This window comes from Rhizobium sp. Root1334 (assembly GCF_001426665.1).
In the GTDB taxonomy this organism is placed as follows: domain Bacteria; phylum Pseudomonadota; class Alphaproteobacteria; order Rhizobiales; family Rhizobiaceae; genus Pararhizobium.
In genome coordinates this window covers 643,355-664,996 of sequence record NZ_LMEY01000001.1, presented here as the reverse complement: position 1 = coordinate 664,996, position 21,642 = coordinate 643,355, and the positions used below count along the sequence as shown (strand labels likewise).

23 protein-coding genes are annotated in these 21,642 nt (G+C 58.5%); 17 read left to right on the top strand and 6 right to left on the bottom strand.

Features of this window, described 5'->3' with window-relative positions:
• Positions 1-5: 5 nt before the first annotated feature.
• The gene (locus ASD36_RS03245; RefSeq protein WP_060504697.1) at positions 6-323 is read right to left on the bottom strand and encodes an antibiotic biosynthesis monooxygenase family protein; all 318 of its coding nucleotides are present in this window, start codon (positions 321-323) and stop codon (positions 6-8) included.
• 123 nt (positions 324-446) lie between these two features.
• On the opposite strand from ASD36_RS03245, the gene ASD36_RS03240 reads away from it, so the two are divergent.
• The 4 genes from ASD36_RS03240 to rirA all read left to right on the top strand — a co-directional run bounded on the left by ASD36_RS03240 (position 447) and on the right by rirA (position 5,003).
• On the top strand, positions 447-1,943 hold the full coding sequence (locus ASD36_RS03240; RefSeq protein WP_060504698.1) for a CoA-acylating methylmalonate-semialdehyde dehydrogenase: 1,497 nt from the start codon (positions 447-449) through the stop codon (positions 1,941-1,943).
• A gap of 176 nt (positions 1,944-2,119) precedes the next feature.
• Positions 2,120-3,211: a YjgN family protein gene (locus ASD36_RS03235; protein WP_060504699.1), complete on the top strand. Its 1,092-nt coding sequence runs from the start codon at positions 2,120-2,122 to the stop codon at positions 3,209-3,211.
• Positions 3,201-4,268 carry a M48 family metallopeptidase gene (locus tag ASD36_RS03230; protein ID WP_060504700.1) on the top strand — a complete coding sequence of 356 codons (1,068 nt, stop codon included), beginning with the start codon at positions 3,201-3,203 and terminating at the stop codon, positions 4,266-4,268. Before ASD36_RS03235 ends, ASD36_RS03230 begins: the two co-directional genes overlap by 11 nt.
• Before the next feature lie 273 nt (positions 4,269-4,541).
• Positions 4,542-5,003, top strand: coding sequence for an iron-responsive transcriptional regulator RirA (rirA, locus tag ASD36_RS03225; protein ID WP_060504878.1), 462 nt, complete (start codon positions 4,542-4,544; stop codon positions 5,001-5,003).
• 50 nt (positions 5,004-5,053) lie between these two features.
• Here rirA and ASD36_RS03220 read toward each other — a convergent pair whose 3' ends face one another.
• Entirely contained in the window at positions 5,054-5,440 is a 387-nt protein-coding gene (locus ASD36_RS03220) for a response regulator (RefSeq protein ID WP_060504701.1), read from the bottom strand.
• A gap of 64 nt (positions 5,441-5,504) precedes the next feature.
• Positions 5,505-6,209 (bottom strand): helix-turn-helix transcriptional regulator, encoded by a 705-nt coding sequence (locus ASD36_RS03215; RefSeq protein ID WP_162246373.1) that lies wholly within the window; start codon positions 6,207-6,209, stop codon positions 5,505-5,507.
• A gap of 496 nt (positions 6,210-6,705) precedes the next feature.
• On the opposite strand from ASD36_RS03215, the gene ASD36_RS03210 reads away from it, so the two are divergent.
• The 6 genes from ASD36_RS03210 to ASD36_RS03185 all read left to right on the top strand — a co-directional run bounded on the left by ASD36_RS03210 (position 6,706) and on the right by ASD36_RS03185 (position 12,456).
• Complete coding sequence (locus ASD36_RS03210; protein WP_060504703.1) at positions 6,706-8,301, top strand: ABC transporter substrate-binding protein; 1,596 nt, start codon at positions 6,706-6,708, stop codon at positions 8,299-8,301.
• A 106-nt stretch (positions 8,302-8,407) separates the two neighbouring features.
• Positions 8,408-9,412, top strand: coding sequence for an ABC transporter permease subunit (locus tag ASD36_RS03205; RefSeq protein WP_060504704.1), 1,005 nt, complete (start codon positions 8,408-8,410; stop codon positions 9,410-9,412).
• A 9-nt stretch (positions 9,413-9,421) separates the two neighbouring features.
• The gene (locus tag ASD36_RS03200) at positions 9,422-10,315 is read left to right on the top strand and encodes an ABC transporter permease subunit (protein ID WP_060504705.1); all 894 of its coding nucleotides are present in this window, start codon (positions 9,422-9,424) and stop codon (positions 10,313-10,315) included.
• Positions 10,315-11,169, top strand: a complete 855-nt coding sequence (locus ASD36_RS03195) for an ABC transporter ATP-binding protein (RefSeq protein WP_082512169.1) — start codon at positions 10,315-10,317, stop codon at positions 11,167-11,169. The genes ASD36_RS03200 and ASD36_RS03195 overlap by 1 nt, the downstream gene beginning before the upstream one ends.
• Complete coding sequence (locus ASD36_RS03190; RefSeq protein WP_060504706.1) at positions 11,166-11,993, top strand: dipeptide ABC transporter ATP-binding protein; 828 nt, start codon at positions 11,166-11,168, stop codon at positions 11,991-11,993. Before ASD36_RS03195 ends, ASD36_RS03190 begins: the two co-directional genes overlap by 4 nt.
• A gap of 118 nt (positions 11,994-12,111) precedes the next feature.
• Entirely contained in the window at positions 12,112-12,456 is a 345-nt protein-coding gene (locus ASD36_RS03185) for a RidA family protein (RefSeq protein WP_060504707.1), read from the top strand.
• Between the two features lie 65 nt (positions 12,457-12,521).
• Here ASD36_RS03185 and ASD36_RS03180 read toward each other — a convergent pair whose 3' ends face one another.
• Positions 12,522-12,908, bottom strand: a complete 387-nt coding sequence (locus ASD36_RS03180; protein WP_060504879.1) for a hypothetical protein — start codon at positions 12,906-12,908, stop codon at positions 12,522-12,524.
• Between the two features lie 184 nt (positions 12,909-13,092).
• Here ASD36_RS03180 and ASD36_RS30985 point away from each other — a divergent pair, with 184 nt between their 5' ends.
• The 6 genes from ASD36_RS30985 (at position 13,093) to ASD36_RS03155 (ending at position 19,027) form a co-directional block, all read left to right on the top strand.
• Positions 13,093-13,263 (top strand): hypothetical protein, encoded by a 171-nt coding sequence (locus ASD36_RS30985; protein WP_164491954.1) that lies wholly within the window; start codon positions 13,093-13,095, stop codon positions 13,261-13,263.
• A 160-nt stretch (positions 13,264-13,423) separates the two neighbouring features.
• On the top strand, positions 13,424-14,917 hold the full coding sequence (locus tag ASD36_RS03175) for an ATP-binding protein (protein ID WP_060504709.1): 1,494 nt from the start codon (positions 13,424-13,426) through the stop codon (positions 14,915-14,917).
• Positions 14,914-15,360 (top strand): response regulator, encoded by a 447-nt coding sequence (locus ASD36_RS03170; protein ID WP_200954865.1) that lies wholly within the window; start codon positions 14,914-14,916, stop codon positions 15,358-15,360. The genes ASD36_RS03175 and ASD36_RS03170 overlap by 4 nt, the downstream gene beginning before the upstream one ends.
• Positions 15,360-16,418, top strand: a complete 1,059-nt coding sequence (locus ASD36_RS03165; RefSeq protein WP_060504710.1) for a histidine kinase dimerization/phosphoacceptor domain -containing protein — start codon at positions 15,360-15,362, stop codon at positions 16,416-16,418. Before ASD36_RS03170 ends, ASD36_RS03165 begins: the two co-directional genes overlap by 1 nt.
• Before the next feature lie 183 nt (positions 16,419-16,601).
• The gene (locus ASD36_RS03160) at positions 16,602-17,729 is read left to right on the top strand and encodes an AI-2E family transporter (protein ID WP_060504711.1); all 1,128 of its coding nucleotides are present in this window, start codon (positions 16,602-16,604) and stop codon (positions 17,727-17,729) included.
• 50 nt (positions 17,730-17,779) lie between these two features.
• Positions 17,780-19,027 carry an FAD-dependent oxidoreductase gene (locus tag ASD36_RS03155; RefSeq protein WP_060504712.1) on the top strand — a complete coding sequence of 416 codons (1,248 nt, stop codon included), beginning with the start codon at positions 17,780-17,782 and terminating at the stop codon, positions 19,025-19,027.
• A 5-nt stretch (positions 19,028-19,032) separates the two neighbouring features.
• On the opposite strand, the gene ASD36_RS03150 is transcribed toward ASD36_RS03155, so the two are convergent.
• Positions 19,033-19,830, bottom strand: a complete 798-nt coding sequence (locus ASD36_RS03150; protein ID WP_060504713.1) for a response regulator — start codon at positions 19,828-19,830, stop codon at positions 19,033-19,035.
• A gap of 286 nt (positions 19,831-20,116) precedes the next feature.
• Here ASD36_RS03150 and ASD36_RS03145 point away from each other — a divergent pair, with 286 nt between their 5' ends.
• Positions 20,117-20,281, top strand: a complete 165-nt coding sequence (locus ASD36_RS03145) for a NepR family anti-sigma factor (protein WP_244482198.1) — start codon at positions 20,117-20,119, stop codon at positions 20,279-20,281.
• Between the two features lie 394 nt (positions 20,282-20,675).
• On the opposite strand, the gene ASD36_RS03140 is transcribed toward ASD36_RS03145, so the two are convergent.
• Positions 20,676-21,626: a LysR substrate-binding domain-containing protein gene (locus ASD36_RS03140; RefSeq protein WP_060504715.1), complete on the bottom strand. Its 951-nt coding sequence runs from the start codon at positions 21,624-21,626 to the stop codon at positions 20,676-20,678.
• Positions 21,627-21,642: the final 16 nt, after the last annotated feature.

Genomic DNA, 21,642 nt, shown 5'->3' with positions numbered 1-21,642 from the left:
AATCCTCATTTGGCCGAAAGCACGATGGGATCGACATCGACAAGGTTGAGCGACAGCACCATGCCAGCCGTCAGCGTCTTGTATTTGAGGAAATGCGGCGTCTGGATATGCGCTTCGTAAGCCTGCCTATTGGCATAGACTTCGAGGATACGAACCTTCTCAGGCGCGCCTTTCACCGAGACGGCATGCAGCATCAGCACGCCCGGTTCCTTCTCCACGGATGCTTCGATCTCTTCGGCCAGAAGGGCGAGATAAGCCTCAAGCTGGGCAGGATCGATCTCCAGCTCCGCCATTCTCACGATCTTTTCAGAACCGGTTTTCATCAAAGAGCCTCCACAGATACCAGTGGCATCAATTTTTGCACAACGGTTCCTGAATATCCCGCGTTGATTTGTGCATATTGTAGTGCGACACTCCGGCCATAATCAAGATCAGGAGGATCACCCATGTACGAGATTGGTCATTTCATTGGCGGCAAGAAGGTTGCCGGCACCAGCGGCCGCACCAGCAATGTCTTTAATCCGGCAACCGGCGAAGTTCAGGCCACGGTGGCACTGGCCAGCGACGCGGAAATGGACGCAGCGGTTCAGAATGCCAAGGCTGCACAGCCGAAGTGGGCTGCCACCAACCCGCAGCGCCGTGCCCGCGTCTTCATGAAGTTCGTCCAGCTCCTCAACGACAACATGGATGAACTGGCCGAAATGCTGTCGCGCGAGCATGGCAAGACCATCGAGGATGCCAAGGGCGACGTCATCCGCGGCCTCGAAGTCTGTGAGTTCGTCATCGGCATTCCGCACCTCTCCAAGAGCGAATTCACCGAAGGCGCTGGCCCGAACATCGACATGTATTCGATCCGCCAGGCTGTCGGCGTCGGCGCAGGTATCACGCCGTTCAACTTCCCGGCCATGATCCCGATGTGGATGTTTGCTCCTGCCATCGCCTGCGGCAACGCCTTCATCCTGAAGCCTTCCGAGCGCGATCCGTCTGTTCCGATCCGCCTTGCCGAACTGATGATCGAGGCAGGCCTGCCGGCCGGCATCCTCAACGTCGTCAACGGTGACAAGGGCGCGGTTGATGCGATCCTGACGCATCCGGATATCTCGGCCGTCTCCTTCGTCGGCTCGACGCCGATCGCCCGCTATGTCTATGGCACGGCTGCAACGAACGGCAAGCGCGCCCAGTGCTTCGGCGGCGCCAAGAACCACATGATCATCATGCCGGATGCCGATCTTGACCAGGCCGCCAACGCCCTGATGGGCGCCGGTTACGGTTCGGCCGGCGAGCGCTGCATGGCGATCTCGGTTGCCGTTCCGGTCGGCAAGGAAACCGCCGATCGCCTGATCGCAAAGCTGACCCCGATGGTCGAAAGCCTGCGCATTGGCCCGTACACTGACGAAAAGGCCGATATGGGTCCGGTCGTCACCAAGGAAGCCAAGGAACGCATTCTCGGCCTGATCAACAAGGGTGTCGAAGAAGGCGCAAACCTCGTCGTCGATGGCCGCGATTTCAAGCTGCAGGGTTATGAAAACGGTAATTTCATCGGCGGTTGCCTGTTCGACAACGTCACCCCGGACATGGACATCTACAAGCAGGAGATCTTCGGACCGGTTCTCTCCGTGGTTCGTGCCAAGAATTACGAGGAAGCCCTCGATCTGCCGATGAAGCATGAATATGGCAACGGCGTCGCGATCTACACCCGCGATGGTGATGCGGCCCGCGATTTCGCTTCGCGTATCAACATCGGCATGGTCGGCGTCAACGTGCCGATCCCGGTTCCGCTGGCCTATCATTCCTTTGGCGGCTGGAAGTCCTCGTCCTTCGGCGACCTGAACCAGCACGGCACGGACTCGATCAGGTTCTGGACCAAGACCAAGACGATCACCTCGCGCTGGCCGTCCGGTATCAAGGATGGTGCCGAGTTCTCCATCCCGACGATGAAATAATTGGTATCCTCGGATACTCCTCGATTGGGCCTCCTCACGGAGGCCCTTTTTGTTGTGGCCTGCCGGTGCGGTTGACCTGCGGGGGTGACAGTTTAAGACTTGGCCCGAGCGGCCGAATATCGGGGGATTGCCGGCCGTTCTTGAATTGCATCTGATGATACGCAAGAGGGGCAACGATGAGCGCAACCGACACGGCACCATTACCGGCTGCATCGCAGGATTTTCACCGGCTGTCGTTCACTGGTAATGCCGCAGAATATTTCGGCATCTGGATCGTCAATATCCTTTTGACCATCATTACGCTCGGCATCTATTCGGCCTGGGCGAAGGTGCGCCGCAACCGCTATTTCTACGGCAATACGATACTGCTTGGCCGCGCTTTCGAATATCACGCCAAGGGCAAGCAAATCCTCATCGGCCGGTTGATCGTCCTTGGATATCTTGTGGTTTACAATATCATCCTGGCGGTGTTGCCAGTTGCCGGTCTTGTCGTGGGTCTTGTTGTCCTGTGCTTCTTTCCCTGGCTGATCATGCGCGGCTTGCGCTTCAGCGCCCGCGTCACCAGTTACCGCAACGTCCGGTTCGATTTCGTCGGCAAGATGGGTGGTGCGTTCATCGCCTTCATGGCTGCGCCGGTGATGGCCGTCCTGTCGCTCGGCATCCTGGCGCCGCTCGCCAGCCGCTGGATGTATCGCTATCTCGGCAACAATCTGCGCTATGGCGGCCGGTCGTTTGCGACGGATCCGAAGCTCGGGTCGATCTACCAGACCTGGTTCTTCTCGGCGCTGATCATCGTTCTTGGCTTGCTGATCGTTGCGGTCGTCGCCTTTGCCAATATGTCGCTGCTGATTGCCCTGATCGATCACCCCAATGCACTGCCGCCCGAATTCCAGGCATCGATGTTTGTTTTCGGCGTCGTCGGCTATCTGGCCGTGCTCTTGTCCTTCGGCATCGCGGCGCTGTTTTACCGTGCGGGTGTGCGCAACATCGCCTGGTCGGCAACGCGCTTTGACGGCAAGCATGAGCTGAAAAGCGATCTGTCGCGGTTCCGCTATGTCTGGATTGCCCTGTCGAATGTGGTCGTGACCGTTCTGACGCTGGGCCTGATGCGTCCCTGGGCCGCGGTTCGCATGGCACGTTACGTCAACGAGCACACGGCGGTCCGCTTCGACGGAGATGTCGGCGAAGTTCTGGCCACGGCTGGCCGGGAAGGCTCTGCGGTCGGGGCGGAGTTCATGGAATTCGAGGGTTTCGATTTTGGCTTCTGACGAAAACACGGTCTGCCGGGGCGATTGGCATCCGCGTGATTCCAGCCGTTCAGTCCCATCCCGCCTGGTCGAGAGGGAAGGGCAGATCCTTGCTGTTGCGGAAGACGGCAGTGAATTCGCCTCCGCAGTCTTTTCACACCTCGGCATCTCTCCCCGCGTCGGCTCGATCCCGCGCCGTATCGAATTTCCTGATGGCTCGCTGTTTGAAACGACGGACAATGCGGCGATCGACGGTCTGCACGTGGCGAACGGGCGCAAGCGGGCAGGGTTTATCCACGGGCTCGAGCGGTTTCATCCGCGCCTCCTCGCCTTTGTCGTTGCGGTGTTCCTACTGTCCGGGCTGGTCTACCGCTATGCCCTGCCGGTGCTGGTTGAAGTCGCCGTTGCGGTCACCCCGCCGGTCGTGCCGCGTCTGATGTCCGCCAGTACGCTGGAAACACTGGATCACACCGTTCTCGGCGAGACCAAGCTGGACGACGCAAAGCGTCGGGCGGTATCGGACGGTTTTGCCCGCATCGCGCTCAAGTCGGCCCGTGGTCTGTCCGCCTATACGCTGAATTTCCGCGAGGGTGGATCGATCGGCCCGAATGCATTCGCACTGCCGGACGGCACGTTGATTATCACCGATGAGCTGGTCGGCCTTGCGGACGGTGATACGGAGATGCTCATCGGCGTTCTGGCGCATGAAATCGGTCATGTCGAACTGGAACACAGTCTTCGCCAGATTTACCGCGCGGCGGGGATGGCCGGCCTGATCATGCTGATCGCGGGCGATATCGGCGATAGCGTCGAGGATCTGCTTGTCCAGGGGAGTGGTCTTCTGGCGCTCTCCTATTCCAGGGATGCGGAGGCGGCAGCAGACCGGCACTCGGTCGAATTAATGCAAAAGGCGGGTTACGATCCCACGGCGCTCGCACGCTTCTTTGAGGTCGTCGAGAAGGAAATCGGCGATACATCCGATGCCAGCATTCTGTCGACGCATCCAGGCACGCCCGGGCGCCGGAAGGCGATCCGGGAATATGGGGCCGAGTTGCGTGAGAAACGGGCGGAAAACTAGATTCTCAGGGTGGTAATCCACCTAAACTTGAGATGACATGTCAGCTTTTCCCGTTTGGAGGGTGGACAGACCGCTGGAAGCTGATCATGATCACTTCAATCAAGATTTTCTGCTTTTTGGAATTGTTCCAAACTATCATCCGTCCTATATGGGAAGCAGAATGTGGGATGCCGGTCGAATCGGCCATGTGACCACGAAATCTTGAGTGCCTCTGATGGGCTCGCAGGTTCATTCGAACCGGGGGCGCCGAATGATCGAAGCCTGGAGTTAATGATGCGTCTGACGAAGCAAACGAACTACGCAGTCCGCATGCTCATGTATTGCGCTGCCAATGACGGCCATCTCAGCCGCATTCCGGAAATTGCCAAGGCCTATGGGGTGTCCGAGCTTTTCCTCTTCAAGATTCTTCAGCCGCTCAACAAGGCCGGCCTCGTCGAGACGGTGCGCGGCCGCAATGGTGGCGTGCGCCTGCCGAAGCCTGCGGCCGAAATCAGCCTGTTCGATATCGTCAAGGTTACCGAAGACAGTTTTGCCATGGCGGAATGTTTCGAGGCTGGCGAGATCGATTGTCCGCTGGTTGACAGCTGCGGCCTCAACGCTGCCCTGCGCAAAGCGCTGAATGCGTTCTTCGAAGTCCTGCAGCAGTATTCGATCGATGATCTGGTGAAGGCCCGGCCGCAGATCAACTTCCTGCTTGGCCTTGACCAGCTCACCCATCCGAAAACAGCGGCCTGATACTGTTTCCAGTCCAGCAGAAAGCCCGGCTCGTCCGGGCTTTTTGTTGTTTATGCTCTGGTCACATATTCACGCAGGATGAATTCGATCGCGGTCGGATCGAGCTCGCCTTTGTCGATCCGGAAATCGGCGCCATATTCTTCAAACTTCTGGAAATAGGGGTCGGCGAGCGATGAGGAAATCACCCCGATCGGACCGATATAGCCTTGCTGGCGTAGCGCCGGAACCGTCTCGCGAAAATCACATTGCTGAAGTCGGTTGTCCATCAAGACCATCGAGACAGATGTTCCCGAGGCGATGAAGGCCAGCGCCTCGCCGATCGTCTGGCAATAGTGTAGGTGAATCTCCACGCTTGAGACCTTTTTCATCACGCCGCGCATGATCAGGTTTTCCGCCGGATCGTCGTCGACAAGCAGGATATGGATCGTGTGGGTCATCTGGCGGTTTCACTTGGTGAATGGCTTAGAGTACGGCGTGTGATTATGCGGACGCCCACCGGCGTCATTGAATGATCTGTTCCCGGATCGCTTTCGCCACCATCTGGGTTCTGTTGACGACATCGAGCTTCTTGAGGATCGTCGCCGTGTGCGAATTGACCGTGTGTTCCGAGACGGAGACGATCAGTGCGATTTCGCTCGCCGTCTTGCCATGGGAAATCCAGCGCAGGATTTCCGTCTCGCGCGGCGTCAGCCCAAGTCCCGCCTTGTTGGATAAAACCAGCCGGTAAAAATAATCGAAGGCGCAAATGGCGTCGTAGCACAGGGCGAAATGGGCTTGCCGTTCCATACCTTCGCCATCGCCGAGAAACAGCACGGCATAACGCGCACCGGTGATGCCGGCAACCGGCACGCATATCAGCACGTCGAAACCGAGCTGGTCGAGAAGATTGCCGCCCGGATGGAGATCGCCGGCCTTCCAGGTGGACGGAATGGATGATGTATGAAGGCTTTTGAAAACGACTGAATCACCAAATCGGTGGCGCTTGTCATAGGCGTCGGAAAGTCCGGAGGGGAGGTCGTGTAGAGCCAGCCGGTTGGTCAGCGTGCAGGCGTCGCCTTCGTTTCCGAGTTGAAGGATACCGAAATGGTCGAAACCATAGCGGAGCGCCATTGTATGGAAGATCCGAAAGAAATCGACACGATTGAGAGCCTTCTCCAAATCGCTGTCACAATAGTATTGCCGGTGGTTTTTCAAATCGGTCGTCACGTCGCGGCCGTCCCCCCACGTATTCCGCGAACACCATTTTAACGTGCGATTCACGATAAGCAACCGCATCGGAATGGAAAAGGGGAGTTGTCGGCAGTTTTGAAAGCAGACGTTGTTAGCCCGGGTGGCAGTGGCGAGGGGGAGGGCTGAATATAGTTGCTTTCATCTCATCCCCGCCTGGCAGATAAAAGCTGAACAGTCCTCCCCGCCCCGCGTGTGCCTTATGCCATGGCAGCTCTTCCCAAGCTATCAGTGCAATTTGGGATTGACTTTAACGGTAAAACGAAATCGATTCGGGTGGCGATGCTGGTGACGGAAAGAAAGTCGTGTATAGCCTCACGCTTTGTCGCATATGGGAGAATTTTCCAATTGGACAAATTTTTCGGGTCGCTTATTGCATTGCCCGATCAAATGTCGTTCCATCCGGCCTTGACCGGAACAACGGCTTCTGCGTCAGAAAAATACGAGAACAAGAACAAAGCTGGGAAGCAAATTCATGAAAAAGCTCTCTACTCTCCTTGCTGCAACCGCAATCGCCACTTTGATGGCCGGTTCTGCTTGGTCAAAGACCTTCGTTTACTGCTCGGAAGCGTCGCCGGAAGGCTTCGATCCCGGCATGTATACCGGCGGCCAGACCTTCGATGCTGCCGCACATACGGTTTACAACCGTCTGGTGGAATTCAAGCGCGGCACGACGGAAATCGAACCTGCGCTGGCCGAAAGCTGGGAAATTTCTGCTGACGGCAAGGAATACACGTTCAAGCTGCGTCCGGGCGTAAAGTTCCAGACGACCGAATACTTCACGCCGACGCGCGAACTGAACGCCGATGACGTGGTCTTCTCCTTCGAGCGCCAGTACAAGGCCGACAATGCATGGAACAAGTACGTTCCGGGCGCCTCATGGGAATACTTTTCCGGCATGGGTCTGCCGGACCTCCTTGAAAAGGTCGAGAAGGTCGATGACCTGACGGTCAAGATCGTGCTGAAGCGTCCGGAAGCGCCGTTGCTGGCCAACCTCGGCATGCCTTTCATCTCGATCCTATCGAAGGAATATGCCGACAAGCTTCAGGCTGAAGGCAAGATGGAACTGATGAACCAGCAGCCGCTTGGCACCGGTCCGTTCACGTTCGTCGCCTACCAGCCGGATGCGGCCATCCGCTACAAGGCCAACCCTGATTACTGGGGTGGCAAGCAGAAGATCGATGACCTCGTCTTCGCGATCACCACGGACGCCGCTGTTCGCGCCCAGAAGCTGAAGGCCGGCGAATGCCACCTGATGTCCTATCCCAACGCAGCTGACGTTGCCGAACTGAAGGCCGACCCGAACCTGAACATCTCCGAGCAGGCCGGTCTGAACGTTTCCTACCTCGCCTACAACACGCTCGTTCCGCCGTTCGACAAGGTTGAAGTCCGCAAGGCCCTCAACATGGCGGTCAATCGTCAGGCCATCGTCGATGCCGTGTTCCAGGGTGCCGCAACGGTAGCCAAGAACCCGATCCCGCCGACAATGTGGTCGTATAACGACAAGGTCGAAGACGACAAGTACGATCCGGAAGCTGCCAAGAAGATGCTTGAAGACGCTGGCGTCAAGGATCTGAAGATGAAGATCTGGGCAATGCCGGTTGCTCGTCCGTACATGCTGAACGCCCGCCGTGCAGCTGAACTGATGCAGGCTGACCTGGCCAAGATCGGCGTCACCGTCGAAATCGTCTCCTACGAATGGGCTGAATACCTGAAGCTCTCGTCCGCCAAGGACCGCGATGGTGCGGCTATCCTCGGCTGGACCGGTGACAATGGTGATCCGGACAACTTCCTCGACACCCTGCTCGGTTGCGACGCTGTCGGCGGTAACAACCGCGCTCAGTGGTGCAACAAGGAGTTCGACGACCTGGTAACGAAGGCGAAGGAAACGTCCGACGTTGCCGAGCGCACCAAGCTCTATGAAGAGGCGCAGGTCGTCTTCAAGAAGGAAGCCCCTTGGAACACGCTCGACCACTCGCTCGCCGTTGTTCCGATGAGCAAGAAGGTTTCTGGCTTCGTCCAGTCTCCGCTCGGTGACTTCGTCTTCGAAGGCGTCGACATCGCCGAGTAAGATCGGCTAAAACAAAAGAAAGGCACGCCGCAAAGAGCGTGCAATGGCCGGCGGCTCGAAGACATTCGGGCCGTCGGTTTTTCAAAGAAAGAAGGGATAGGCTCCCATGTTGCGCTTTATTTTCGGGCGGCTTGCCGTCCTGATACCCACGTTCCTCGGGGTATCCTTGATCGCGTTCTCCTTCATTCGACTGTTGCCGGGCGATCCGGTCATGTTGATGTCGGGTGAGCGCGTCATGGCTCCGGAACGGCATGCTGAACTCATGCACCAGCTCGGTCTCGACCGGCCGATGTATGTTCAGTATTTCGATTATCTCGGCGGTCTTGTGACGGGCGATTTCGGTTCGTCCATCGTCACCAAGCGGCCGGTTCTCGATGATTTCATGAACCTCTTCCCGGCAACGCTGGAACTGTCGCTCTGCGCCATCATCGTTGCGGTGCTGCTCGGCATTCCAGCTGGCGTGATCGCTGCGGTGAAACGGGGGACCTGGCTCGACCAATCGCTCATGGGCGTCGCCCTCGTCGGCTACTCGATGCCGATCTTCTGGTGGGGCTTGCTGCTTATCATCTTCTTCTCAGGCTATCTCGGCTGGACGCCGGTCTCGGGTCGCATCTCGATGATGTATTTCTTCCCGCAGGTCACTGGCTTCATGTTGATCGACAGTCTAATCTCGGGGCAGGCGGGCGCCTTCAAATCGGCGGTCAGCTACCTGATCCTGCCGACCGTCGTGCTGGCGACCATCCCGCTCGCCGTCATCGCCAGGCAGACGCGCTCGGCCATGCTGGAAGTGCTCGGCGAGGATTATGTCCGTACCGCCCGCTCCAAGGGCCTGACGCCATTCCGCGTCATTGGCGTGCACGCGCTGCGGAACGCGCTTATTCCGGTTATCACCACAATCGGCCTTCAGGTCGGCGTGCTGCTGGCCGGTGCGATCCTGACGGAAACAATCTTCTCCTGGCCGGGCATCGGCAAATGGATGGTCGATTCCGTGTTCAAGCGTGACTATCAGGTCGTGCAGGGCGGGCTGATGCTGATCGCCGCCATGATCATGATCATCAACCTCATCGTTGATGTGCTTTACGGCTTCATCAACCCGCGTATCCGGCATTAGGAGGGTCTGATGGCTGTCGCTGAAATCAAAACTACCAAGCCGCAGACCGGCTTTGCCGAATTCTGGTTCTATTTCTCGCGCAACAAGGGCGCGGTCATGGGGCTTGCTATCTTCCTGATCATTCTGGTTCTGGCAATCTTTGCGCCGTTCGTGGCGCCGCATAGCCCCAGCATCCAGAATCGTGACGTTCTTCTCTTGCCGCCGGCCCTGGCGGCGGGCGGTCAATGGACCTATTTCCTCGGAACTGATGCTGTCGGCCGCGATATCCTGTCTCGCCTGATCTATGGCGCCCGTTTCTCGCTGTTCATCGGCCTTGTGGTCGTGACGCTTTCGGTCATCTCCGGCGTTCTCGTCGGCCTGATCGCCGGCTATTTCCGTGGCCGTACCGATACGATCATCATGCGCGTCATGGATATCATCCTCGCCTTTCCGTCGCTGCTTCTGGCTCTCGTGCTGGTCGCCGTGCTCGGTCCGGGCCTGGTCAACGCCATGATTGCGATCTCGCTGGTCAACCTGCCGCATTTCGTGCGGCTGACGCGCGCTGCCGTCATGTCTGAACGCACGAAAGACTATGTCATCGCGTCCAGGGTTGCCGGTGCCGGCACCCTGCGCCTGATGTTCCTGACCATCCTGCCCAACTGCCTCGCACCGCTGATCGTCCAGGCAACGCTCGCCTTCTCGGCGGCGATCCTCGATGCGGCGGCACTCGGCTTCCTCGGGATGGGCGCTCAACCGCCGACACCGGAATGGGGTACGATGCTGGCCGAAGCCCGCGAGTTCATCCAGCGCGCCTGGTGGGTCGTCACCTTCCCCGGTCTTGCCATTCTCGTCACCGTCATTGCCATCAACCTGATGGGCGACGGCCTGCGCGATGCGCTTGATCCCAAGTTGAAGAGGTCGTGATGTCGCTTTTCGAAATCGAAAATCTCGTTGTCGAATTCCAGACGGCTGCCGGTCCTTTCCGTGCCGTCGATGGTGTATCGATGAAGGTCAATGCCGGCGAAGTGCTGGCGATTGTCGGTGAATCCGGCTCCGGCAAGTCGGTGTCGATGCTGGCTGCCATGGGCCTGTTGCCCTGGACGGCCAAGGTGACCGCCGACACGTTGCGTTTCAATGGCATCGATCTGCTCGGACTGTCGCCGTCGGATCGGCGCAAGATCGTTGGCAAGGATATTGCCATGATCTTCCAGGAGCCGGTTGCCAGCCTCAATCCGTGCTTCACGGTTGGGTTCCAGATCGAGGAAGTGCTGCGCATTCACCTCGGTCTCGACAAGAAGGCGCGCCGGGCGCGGGCCATCGAACTGTTCGACCTGGTTGGCATACCCAACCCTGCCGAGCGGCTGGGCCATTTTCCGCACCAGATGTCGGGCGGTCAGTGCCAGCGCGTGATGATCGCGATTGCGCTGTCATGCAATCCCAAGCTCCTGATCGCTGACGAGCCGACCACGGCGCTCGACGTGACCATTCAGAAGCAGATCCTCGATCTCCTGATGCGGCTGCAGGCCGAACATGGCATGGGCCTGATCATCATCACCCACAACATGGGTGTGGTGGCGGAAACCGCCGATCGCGTTATTGTCCAGTACAAGGGCCGCAAGATCGAGGAAGCCGACGTTCTGTCGCTGTTTGAATCTCCCAAGAGCGAGTACACGCGCGCGCTGCTGTCGGCCCTTCCGGACAACGCCACCGGCGACCGGCTGCCGACGATCGCGGAATTCCTCAGCGACGACCAGATCTTTGCAGGAGCTGTTCGATGACCCATGTTCTCGAAGCCAGAAACCTTACCCGCGATTATCACATCCCGGGCAGCCTTTTCAAAAAGGCCAGGACCGTTCATGCCGTCAAGGGCGTGAGCTTTTCAGTCGATCAGGGCAAGACACTGGCCATTGTCGGCGAAAGCGGCTGTGGAAAGTCGACGCTTGCCCGTATCGTCACCATGATCGACCCGGCGACGTCGGGTGAGATGCTGATCGATGGTGCAAAGGTCGATATCGCCAAGGAGCGTCTGACGCCGGAGATGCGCCAGAAGGTGCAGATCGTGTTCCAGAACCCCTACGGCACCTTGAACCCGCGCAAGAAGATCGGCGAAATCCTCACCGAGCCGCTGATCATCAACACCAGCATGAAAGCAGACGACCGCCGCGACAAGGCCATGGCCATGTTGAAGAAGGTCGGGCTTGAGGAAAAGCATTACGGGCGCTATCCGCACATGTTCTCCGGCGGTCAGCGCCAGCGCGTGGCGATTGCCCGTGCGCTGATGCTCAACCCGCGGCTTCTGGTGCTGGACGAGCCGGTTTCGGCGCTCGACCTGTCGGTGCAGGCACAGGTTCTCAACCTGCTCGCCGATCTGCAGGACGAGTATCAGCTGACCTACGTTTTCATCAGCCACGACCTGTCGGTGGTGCGCTACATCGCCGACGACGTGATGGTGATGTATTACGGTGAGGCCGTGGAATACGGCAGCCGTGAAGAGGTCTTCAGCGATCCCAAGCACAATTACACCAAGACGCTGTTTGCCGCGACGCCACGCGCCGATGTCGACAGTATCAAGGCACGGCTTGCCCGCAAAAACGCGGCTTGAACGGAACGTTGGTGTGGCAATCGCGCGATGACGGTTCCACTGGCCGGAAATCTGCGGTAAAGCGCCTGCGTCAACTCAATTCACATGCGGCCCGCCGCATTCTACGAGGAATATGAAGATGGAAATCAAACGCTTCGAAACCGGTCCGCGCATGAGCCAGGCCGTTGTGCACAATGGTACCGTCTATCTCGCTGGTCAGGTCGGCGAAGCCGGTTCCGACGTTACGGAGCAGACCAAGCAGGCTCTCGCATCGGTTGACCGTCTGCTGGCTGAAGCCGGCACCGACAAGTCCCGTATCCTGTCGGCAACCATCTGGCTGGCCGACATGGTTGATTTCCCGAAGATGAACGCTGTCTGGGACGCCTGGGCATCGCAGGGCAACACACCGGCACGTGCAACTGGCGAAGCCAAGCTTGCAACACCGGAATACCTGGTCGAAGTCATCGTCATCGCCGCTCTCTAAGAGCTGTCATCGATTGAGAAAGCCGGCGTCCTTTCGAGGAGCGCCGGCTTTTTTGTGTCTCCGCATCAGTCGCCGATGCGTGCCGTGCCGGTTTCGCCATTGTCGCGCACCCACCTGACCTTGCCTTCGCCGGTTTCCGTCAGGTCGAAGCACATTGGCGACCCATCGTACCAGACCGTGAACTGCTGGCAGAGCTTGTCGGATTGTATCCACCAATGGCCCTTGTCAGTCGGCTGGATGAATTTGCCGAGACCCAGCGCCTTGCCGCTGCCATCGACCTCACCGGAGGGACGATAGTTGAGTGGAAACTCTCCGCCCATCGGCGCGGCAAGATAGATCGTCTTGCCGATGATGAGACTGCGGATATCGGCCTCCTTCATCGGCGTGGCCTCAGCCGCCACTGCAACGCTGGAGATCGTGGCGTACAGAATGGCGATTGCAGTTTTCCGCATGACAGTCTCCATCGCATTGTACTCCATACGCGACGTTCTGCGGCTGGATCACTCAGCAATTGGATTAACGGCGCATACGCCAAATGGTTCGCCAGGATCAACACAAGGCTATGGAACCATTCGGCTCAAACCGCGTTAAACTGGGCATTTCAAGAGAATGCTCTCCAACATAAAGGAATGTGCCATGCTGTACTGGTTGCCAAGGCTATGCTTGTTCCTGCTCGTCGGTGCTGCCTTGGGCCTGGGTGTCCTGCACGCAACGTCGGAAGACATTGCCAACACGCTGATCGTCGTGATCCTGGGCCTCGGCCTGTTCTCGCTGACGCTGCACGTTTTCCCTCCGGAACGCCATTGACGTGATGGGGCCGCAAGGTGGGACAAATCTGTTTCATTTTCTAGTGGACGTTGTAGGCTCATCTTGTGAGCCGCTCAGAAAAAACGAATATTGACATCATTCCCACAGCCCTTGCGGTCGGTCAGGCTGCGTGGGCGAAGGGAATGTTTGGGGTTGGGGAATGGTGATCGCACGGCCGGCCTTTTCCAGAGCCGTGCCGCTCATGCTCTTAGCGGGCGCTATCTTGCTCCTCGCCGTTGTCCTCCTTTCGCTGCGTTTTGCCAATCAGACCCGTCAGAATTCCAACGATGCGCTTGATGCGTCGGGTCTGAACAATCGGGCACTGTTGCTTTTCAGCCTGATGCAGGACGCAGAAACCAGCCAGCGCGGCTATCTGATCACCGGTGAAGAAAAATATCTGGGGCCGTTCAAGCGTGCCGAGGCGCTGATCAACCTTCAATTCACGAGTATTACCGGCGACATGATGAAACTGGGCATCAGTGACGTCACGATCGACCGGTTGAAACGCCTGGTCGATGAAAAGCTGGCCGAGATGCGCCGTACCATCGCCTTGAAAACGGCGGGCAAAGACGCCGACGCCAGCGCGGTAGTCCGGAGCGACAACGGCAAGCTCGCGATGGACGAGATCCGCCAGATCATGACCAGGATCGATGCCATTACACACAATATCTCGTTCCAGAAAGGCATGTCCCTCGACAACGCGGCCCGGTGGTTGCTGATCTCTATCGCTGGCGGCGCGGTGCTGCTGATCATTCTGGTCGGCGGCGCGGTCTACCTTGCGATTGCTCATGCACGGCAACTGGAAGCCGCCAGCAACGCCCTGGCAGAGCACAATGAAATGCTCGAAGTCAGGATTGGCGAGCGCACACGCTTCCTCAAGCGCGCCAATCGTGAACTGCAAAGCTATTCCTACATTGTTGGCCACGATCTGCGGGCGCCTCTGGTCAATATCATGGGCTTCACATCCGAGCTTGAGCGGGCGGCAGGCATCTTTGCCGGTTATATGAAAAAGCCGCCCGCGGCCCGTGATGCGCTGACTGAAAAAGCTGCTCTTGAGGCCGTTGACGTCGATATTCCCGAGGCGCTTGGCTTCATCCGCTCCTCCATGCGGCGCATGGACGATCTCATCAATGAGATTTTAAGGCTCGCGCGGGCCGGAAGCCGTCAGTTGGCCGGGGAGCATCTGGACCTTGCTGAATTGCTGCCGGAAACCGTCGCCAATCTCCAGCATAGGCTTGACGAAAGCGGTGCGAGCATCGTGCTGTCACCACGCTTGCCGCATGTTGTTTCGGACCGGCTTGCCCTGCAGCAGATTTTCAGCAACCTTTTGGACAATGCGTTAAAATATGCCGATCCATCCCGAAAGGCGCTTATCCATGTGTCTGGAATGGCCATGGGCGGCAATGCGGTCATTCAGGTTAGCGACAATGGAAGAGGGATCTCGGAGCGCGATCTGGAGCGAATCTTTGAACTGTTCCGGCGCTCCGGACCGCAGGACCGGCCGGGTGAGGGAATTGGCCTTGCCCATGTCCGCGCGCTGGTTCGCCGGCTGGGAGGAGACGTCACCGTGCAGTCGGTCCTGGGAGAGGGAACGACATTCACCGTGACGTTTGCGGCCGATATCGCATCGATAAAAGACGGGGAGGAGACATGAACAACGGACTGCAACCGGTCGCCATCATCATGATCGAGGACGATCAAGGGCATGCCCGCCTGATCGAGAAGAACATCCGCCGCGCAGGCGTTACCAATGACATCATACCGTTCGGGACAGGCCTGACGGCGTTGTCCTATCTGCTAGGCCCCGACGGCAGCGGGAAAGTGCATGCCGGAAGAGCACTTCTCGTTCTTCTCGATCTAAACCTTCCGGATATGACCGGAATGGATATTCTTGCCCGGGTGCGCGACAGCGAGCACCTCAAGCGAGTGATGGTGATCGTGTTGACCACCACGGATGATCCTGTGGAAATCCACCGCTGTTATGATCTCGGTGCCAATGTCTATGTCGCCAAGCCGATGGAATACGAAAAATTCGTCAACGCCATCCAGCAACTCGGCCTGTTCCTCTCCGTCGTGACCGTGCCGGAGGTGTCGTGATGGGTGGGGACATGTCTGCCGATCATTGTGAAACAACAATCCTCTATATCGATGATGACGAGGCGCTCGGTATTTTCCTGCGCAAAAACCTCGCCCGGCAGGGCTTCAAGGTCATCAACGCCATCGACCGGAAATCCGGTCTCGCCCGGCTGGCGGAGGGCGGTATCGATGTCATCGCGCTTGATCATTATCTGCTCGGCGAAACCGGCCTGGATATTCTCCCGATTATCGCCGACATGCCAGACCATCCGCCTGTCGTCTATGTCACGGGCTCGGGAGATGCCAGCATCGCCGTGGAAGCTCTCAAGCGCGGAGCTGATGATTATGTGACGAAAAGCATCTCCACCGATTTTGTCGACCTGTTCGTCGCCGCACTCAATCAGGCACTGGAGCGGGCGCGGCTTCGCCGTGAAACGGAGGCCGCGCATGAGGCAATGCGCCAGGCGCGGGATCGCGCCGAACTGTTGCTGCGCGAGGTCAATCACCGGGTCGCCAACAGTCTGAGCCTCGTGGCCTCACTGGTACGCCTGCAGACCTCCCTGATCGCCGATCAGGCAGCGGTCAGCGCGTTGCAGGAAACCCAGATACGCATCCACGCGATCGGCAATGTGCATCGTCATCTGTACGCCAACAACCAGGTCGGCATGGTCGATCTCGATGACTACCTGAAAAGCCTGCTTGATGAATTGCAATCGTCCATGGGCGATGAGGCGCGGCCCCATGATATCGTGCTGGTATCCGATCCGCTGCAACTGACGACCGACAAGGTGATTTCCCTTGGGCTGGTGGTCAGCGAACTGGTGACCAATGCCTTCAAATACGCTTACCCAAAGGGACAGGCGGGTGAAATCCGCGTCCGGCTGTCACGCCGTGCCGGTGATATGATCGAGCTTCTTGTGGAGGATGACGGGACGGGGTTTGATCCCAATGCTCCTGTGAAGGGAACCGGGCTCGGCACGAAAATTCTCAACGCCATGGCTTCCACCATGGGTGGTGATCTCACCTACGATCGCAACTCCGCAGCCGGCACGCGTGCGTGTTTGACTTTCCCGATCTAGCTTCAGTGCCGCGATAAAGGCTGCGCGTTTGACGCCGCCGCCGCCGCGGGAACTTTTTCACAAGCAATGCGTTAACAGCCGCTACACACCGATGCTGCCTCTGCACCGGTGTTTTCCGCATATTGATCTTATCGTTCGTCCGGCAGCCTGCGTGCCGTGGCCGGGCACATGGAGAGACGCGAAATGGGTGCTGCCTTGGCGGGGAGTGGGGTTTTCAGGAAGCGAAAACTGGCGGAGCTTGAAGCGCAGGTGGCAGCGGCGGATATTCCCGAAACGTCAGCGAAAACCGGTCTTGATCTGGTGGTGGCCTGGAGCATTGTCGGCACGTTCATCATCTTCGCTTCCGGCGTCATCTACATGATGGAATCGATCCTGATGCCGGTCACGCTCGCCATCGTCGTTGGCATGGTGCTGGGCCTCGCAGCCGACCGGCTGGCACATTTCGGATTGCCACCGGCGCTCGGCGGCCTGCTGCTGGCAGCGATTTTCGTCGTCGGGCTTTTCTTCCTGATCAATGCCCTGATCGAGCCTTTGACGTCACTCGCAGGCCAGGCGCCCGGTATCCTTGAACGGGCGATCGAGCGTATCCTGCCCTATATCCAGCGGTTTGAATGGGCAAAGGTCGCGATAGCCGGAACGGACGAAAAAGCCGTGACCGATGTGGCTATTCAAAATGCAGGCACCATGCTCGGGCTGGTAGCTGCAGGCGTAACCCCGGCGTTCATCCAGACGCTGATCTTCATGGCAGCGCTCGGCCTGTTTTTGGTCGGGCGTGGGCATTTGCGCAAGACCATCATCCTTGCTTTTGCCACCCGCGACCGCCGCCTGGCCGCGATCAGGATCATGAATGCCACAGAGAACGCTGTAGGTTTCTATTTCTCGACGGCGAGCCTGATCTATCTCGTTCTCGGCACGATCACTGCCGCAATCGCCTTTGTCGGCGGCCTGACAATGGCGCCGCTCTGGGGTCTGTTCGCCTTTGTTTCCAGCTTCATTCCTTATCTCGGCGTCACGGTGATGACGGTGGCACTGCTCTGCGCCGGTCTCATGACCCATGACGCGCTGTTGCTGGCGCTGGCTCCTGCGGCAGCCTTTTTCATCCTGCATCTTGTGATGGAAAATCTAGTGACACCCGCCATTCTTGGTCATCGGCTGGAGATCAACCCGTTCCTGATCTTCCTTGCGATCATCTTTTGGACGTGGATGTGGGGTGCGGTCGGAGCCATGCTGGCCATGCCGCTGTCGCTGATCGCCATGACCATCTTCAACGAGGTCCGCACCCAGCCGCCGGAACGGCAACTACCGGGCTGATCAGGCATACCCCAAGATCGTTCCGGCCTACGCCAACCGAAGGCAAATTCATGCCCCCAATGCTCGATTCCTCCGATACCGTGCAGGCCGATCTCCATGGTGGCCGCGCACCCTGGGGAAGGGGTTTTCGCCCGCCCGGCAAGCCCCCTCTCTCGCAAAGCATGAAGACGGACGTGCTCGTCGTTGGCGGCGGCATCACCGGATCGCTTGCCGCACAACATCTGGCAGCCCACGGAGTGGATGTGACGGTCGTCGATCGCGAGCAGCCCGGGCTTGGTAGCACCGCCGCCAGTACGGCGATGCTACAGTGGGAGATCGACTGCACATTGGGGGAACTGACGGGATTCTATGGTTTTGACCGGGCCGCCCAGCTTTACCGGCGAAGTGTCGCAGCTGTACAGGGGCTTGCCGGTCTGGTGGGTGGGCTGGGCTTTGATTGCAGCTTCCGGCCGCGTTCGACCCTCTACATTTCAGCGGCAGAGGCTGGTCCTTCCGTTCTGCGCGACGAATATGTGCTGCGTGAGCGCGCCGGTCTGCCCGGACTGCTGCTCGATCACAAAGACCTTTTATCCCGCTTCGGCATCGACCGGGCGGCGGCTATCCTCTCGCCCGGCTCTGCCGATGCCGACCCGCTTCTCCTGTCCTGGGGGCTGTTGCGTGATGCGCAGGGGCGTGGTGCGCGGCTGGTTGATGCGATGGTGACGGCTTACCATGATGCGCCGGGGGCTGTGACTGTCGAGACTGATGGCCCGTTCGTCATAGAGGCGCGTCACGTCGTTCTGGCAACGGGATATGTCATGCCGGATTTTGTCCGCAGTGAAATCCATCGGACAGCATCGAGCTGGGCGATTGCGACGGTGCCGCAAGCGGCCGGTACGCTCTGGCCCGGTGGCGAGCTGATCTGGGAAGCCTCACAGACCTACAATTATGCCCGCACCACGGTCGATGGACGGATCATTATCGGTGGAGGGGACGACAATACGGTCGATCCCGTCGCGCGCGACAAAAAAATGACGGAGAAATCGGAAAAGTTGGCCAGCGACCTCGTCAAGCTATGGCCTGCCGCCAACCCCGCCATTGATTTTTCATGGTCCGGTGCATTTGGTGAAACCGATGACGGTCTTCCGCTGATCGGCGCAGTTCCCGGAATGCCGCGCATTCTTGCCGCCTATGGTTATGGCGGCAATGGTATCACCTTCAGCTTCACGGCATCGCGCATTCTGGCTGAACTTTGCGCCGGCCGCCGGGAAGGCTGGTTCGACGCGTTTGCCATCGATCGGCCTTCACCAGCGGGATAGAGAGGTCAGCCTTTGTAGGCGCGGGCGTTCTCGTCGAAGAACAGTGCCTGGCTGATCAGCGCCTTGACCATTTCCGGATTGAACGGCTTTGTCACCAGAAAGGCCGGCTCTGGCTTGGTTCCCGTCAACAGGCGTTCCGGGAAGGCGGTGATGAAAATCACCGGAACCGTCGCGCTCTTCAGGATTTCGTTGACGGCGTCGATGCCTGAGCTGCCGTCGGCAAGCTGGATGTCGGCGAGGATCATCTTCGGAGCCGTTTTTTCAAACAGTGTGATTGCTTCGCCGTAGGTTCTTGCGACGCCTGAGACCGTGTGACCCAGACTGCTCACCATGTCTTCGATATCCATGGCGATCAGCGGTTCGTCTTCGATAATCAGGATTTCGGTGGCAACCTGCCGGGAAATATCCTCGGATGCCTCGCGCAGCAGGCTGGCCGCTTCTGCGTCGGTAACGCCGAGAATCTCGGCCATCTCATCCGGCGAGAAACCCTCGACGGAGACCAGTAGGAAGGCTTTGCGAGCAGCCGGTGAAATCACCGAAAGATTTGCTGCCGCGCGTGCCTCCCAACCGAAAGGTGAAGCTGCTTCGGGCACGTTGATAACCAGCGTATCGAACACGGAGCAGAACAGCTTGAACAGGTTGACCCGGTCGTTGGAGCCCTGCGGGAAAAGCGTGATGTCCGCGATCAATGCCTCCAGGACGGCGGCGACATATGCGTCGCCCGAGGCCTGAGACCCCGTCACGGCGCGGGAGAAACGGCGCAGATAGGGAAGATGGGCTGCGATCCGCATGGAAAGTGACATTTATGACTTCCTTCAGTATGATGGCACCGAATTTTACCGGTGCCGACGCTATCGCGTTACGAACCATGGCATTGGTTTGAACATGTTTTATAGTTTAAGGGAAGTTTTCCCACTGAATGAATTGTGTGCCGGCTTCAACAGGGCCGGCTGAAAGTTCGGAATATAGCAACGTTTTTAATGTACCAAAAAGGACGCATATAAGCGTCGCTGCGGGGCGATTGCCGGCGCGGGCTCAGGAGTGAAACTGTCCATGGTCGACCTACCGGAAAATCAGCGGCGTGCCGCTATGGGCGGGAGAGCGGGTGCCCGCGCCACCGATCCCAACGGACAAATCGCCTCCAAGCTGAAAGCTCTCTATAGCGCCATCGAACAGGAACCCATTCCGGATACGTTTCTCGATCTCCTGGAAAAACTCGACCAGGCAGAGCGGCTGGGCAAAACACCGGGCTGACCGACTGTACCCTCAGCTTCCGCGACTTTCCAGACGCAGAAAATGTCATGTCCGAACCATAAACCCCAGCCAGGACCAGTGGGTGTCAGCGGCCTTCTGGGCTCTGAAAGGCCTCGGTTTTGGAGTTTTGAGGCCTGAAAAACCCTTTTTGCCGTTAATCAGCCCCTAATTTGATAGGGGATTTCACCAAAAATGGTCCATTTCGACCCCTTGGGCATATATTCAAAATGGCGTATAAAAATTCGGCAGAACTTTTTGGGGCTGCGGATAACCTAATTATATTACAGTCGACTTTTAGGCCGCGCTTGATGGCCGAGTATGCATATTAGCAAATACAAGAGGGCCGCGCCTCCGAAAGGAGCACGGCCTTTTTGCTGGTTTGCAGCTGTGGATTTTACCAGCCAGGCAGCATGTGGCTCTGGCGCAGCCGCGGGTAACGCGGAAAGTTCTTCATGTCGCCATCAAGATCATCGGTGCTGGTCGTCGGTGTGATATTGTCGAGACAGGCGGTGATGTGATTAGTGATCGCATTCGACAGCGATGGCGATAGCCCCGGCCGCTTCATGATGCCGATCTGCACCGGAGCCAGTGCCGGAAAGCCATCCGCCTGGGTCAGAACCTTCATGCCGGTGCGAAGCGCTGATTCAGGCAGAACCGAAACCGCCATGCCGGCCAGCACCGCAGCGGCCACCACCGTCGAAGACCAGCTCGTAAACAGGATATTGTATTCCTTGCCGGTGGCATCGAGCGCCGAGCAGGCCGCCTGGCGCCACGCGCAGTCGCGTTTGCCGACCGCGAGCGGTACCGGCGCATTCTCCGGCAGCGGATGGTTGATCGAACTGACCCAGCAAAGCGGCTCGGTGCGCACCACGTCGGAGGCGCGGGCGCGGGGATTGTGTGTCACGAGCGCGATGTCGAGTTCGCCCTTGGCCATCTTCTCGGCAAGGTCGACCGAGGGCTCGCAGACGATGTTGAGCTCCACATTCGGATGGGTCTTGGCAAAGCGGACGATGATTTCCGGCATGTACCGGTCGGCATAGTCGTCGGGCGTGCCGATCCTCAGCGTGCCCTCCAGCCGGTTGTCGTCGAAGGAAGCGATCGCCTCGTTGTTGAGGCGGATCATCCGGCGGGCGAAATTGAGCAGCCGGTCGCCTTCCGTCGTCAGACGGTTGCCGCGGCCATCCTTGGCAAACAGTTGCTTGCCGATGCGCTCTTCCAGACGGCGCATCTGCATCGAGACGGCTGACTGGGTCTTGAAGACACGATCGGCGGCCTTGGTGAAGCTGCCAGTGTCGGCGATGGCAACGAAGGTCTGCAATTGATCGATATCGAGCGGTGCGGACATGGTCCTGGTCCTCAAA

Excerpts from the sequence above, each read along its gene's own strand:
- ASD36_RS03180 (WP_060504879.1), bottom strand. The coding sequence starts at position 12,908 with ATGCGGAAAACTGCAATCGCCATTCTGTACGCCACGATCTCCAGCGTT.
- ASD36_RS03190 (WP_060504706.1), top strand. The coding sequence starts at position 11,166 with ATGACCCATGTTCTCGAAGCCAGAAACCTTACCCGCGATTATCACATC.
- ASD36_RS03200 (WP_060504705.1), top strand. The coding sequence starts at position 9,422 with ATGGCTGTCGCTGAAATCAAAACTACCAAGCCGCAGACCGGCTTTGCC.
- ASD36_RS03235 (WP_060504699.1), top strand. The coding sequence starts at position 2,120 with ATGAGCGCAACCGACACGGCACCATTACCGGCTGCATCGCAGGATTTT.
- ASD36_RS03220 (WP_060504701.1), bottom strand. The coding sequence starts at position 5,440 with ATGACCCACACGATCCATATCCTGCTTGTCGACGACGATCCGGCGGAA.
- ASD36_RS30985 (WP_164491954.1), top strand. The coding sequence starts at position 13,093 with ATGCTGTACTGGTTGCCAAGGCTATGCTTGTTCCTGCTCGTCGGTGCT.
- ASD36_RS03195 (WP_082512169.1), top strand. The coding sequence starts at position 10,315 with ATGTCGCTTTTCGAAATCGAAAATCTCGTTGTCGAATTCCAGACGGCT.
- rirA (WP_060504878.1), top strand. The coding sequence starts at position 4,542 with ATGCGTCTGACGAAGCAAACGAACTACGCAGTCCGCATGCTCATGTAT.
- ASD36_RS03160 (WP_060504711.1), top strand. The coding sequence starts at position 16,602 with ATGGGTGCTGCCTTGGCGGGGAGTGGGGTTTTCAGGAAGCGAAAACTG.
- ASD36_RS03140 (WP_060504715.1), bottom strand. The coding sequence starts at position 21,626 with ATGTCCGCACCGCTCGATATCGATCAATTGCAGACCTTCGTTGCCATC.
- ASD36_RS03175 (WP_060504709.1), top strand. The coding sequence starts at position 13,424 with ATGGTGATCGCACGGCCGGCCTTTTCCAGAGCCGTGCCGCTCATGCTC.
- ASD36_RS03155 (WP_060504712.1), top strand. The coding sequence starts at position 17,780 with ATGCCCCCAATGCTCGATTCCTCCGATACCGTGCAGGCCGATCTCCAT.
- ASD36_RS03170 (WP_200954865.1), top strand. The coding sequence starts at position 14,914 with ATGAACAACGGACTGCAACCGGTCGCCATCATCATGATCGAGGACGAT.
- ASD36_RS03185 (WP_060504707.1), top strand. The coding sequence starts at position 12,112 with ATGGAAATCAAACGCTTCGAAACCGGTCCGCGCATGAGCCAGGCCGTT.
- ASD36_RS03245 (WP_060504697.1), bottom strand. The coding sequence starts at position 323 with ATGAAAACCGGTTCTGAAAAGATCGTGAGAATGGCGGAGCTGGAGATC.
- ASD36_RS03240 (WP_060504698.1), top strand. The coding sequence starts at position 447 with ATGTACGAGATTGGTCATTTCATTGGCGGCAAGAAGGTTGCCGGCACC.
- ASD36_RS03150 (WP_060504713.1), bottom strand. The coding sequence starts at position 19,830 with ATGTCACTTTCCATGCGGATCGCAGCCCATCTTCCCTATCTGCGCCGT.
- ASD36_RS03210 (WP_060504703.1), top strand. The coding sequence starts at position 6,706 with ATGAAAAAGCTCTCTACTCTCCTTGCTGCAACCGCAATCGCCACTTTG.
- ASD36_RS03165 (WP_060504710.1), top strand. The coding sequence starts at position 15,360 with ATGGGTGGGGACATGTCTGCCGATCATTGTGAAACAACAATCCTCTAT.
- ASD36_RS03145 (WP_244482198.1), top strand. The coding sequence starts at position 20,117 with ATGGGCGGGAGAGCGGGTGCCCGCGCCACCGATCCCAACGGACAAATC.
- ASD36_RS03205 (WP_060504704.1), top strand. The coding sequence starts at position 8,408 with ATGTTGCGCTTTATTTTCGGGCGGCTTGCCGTCCTGATACCCACGTTC.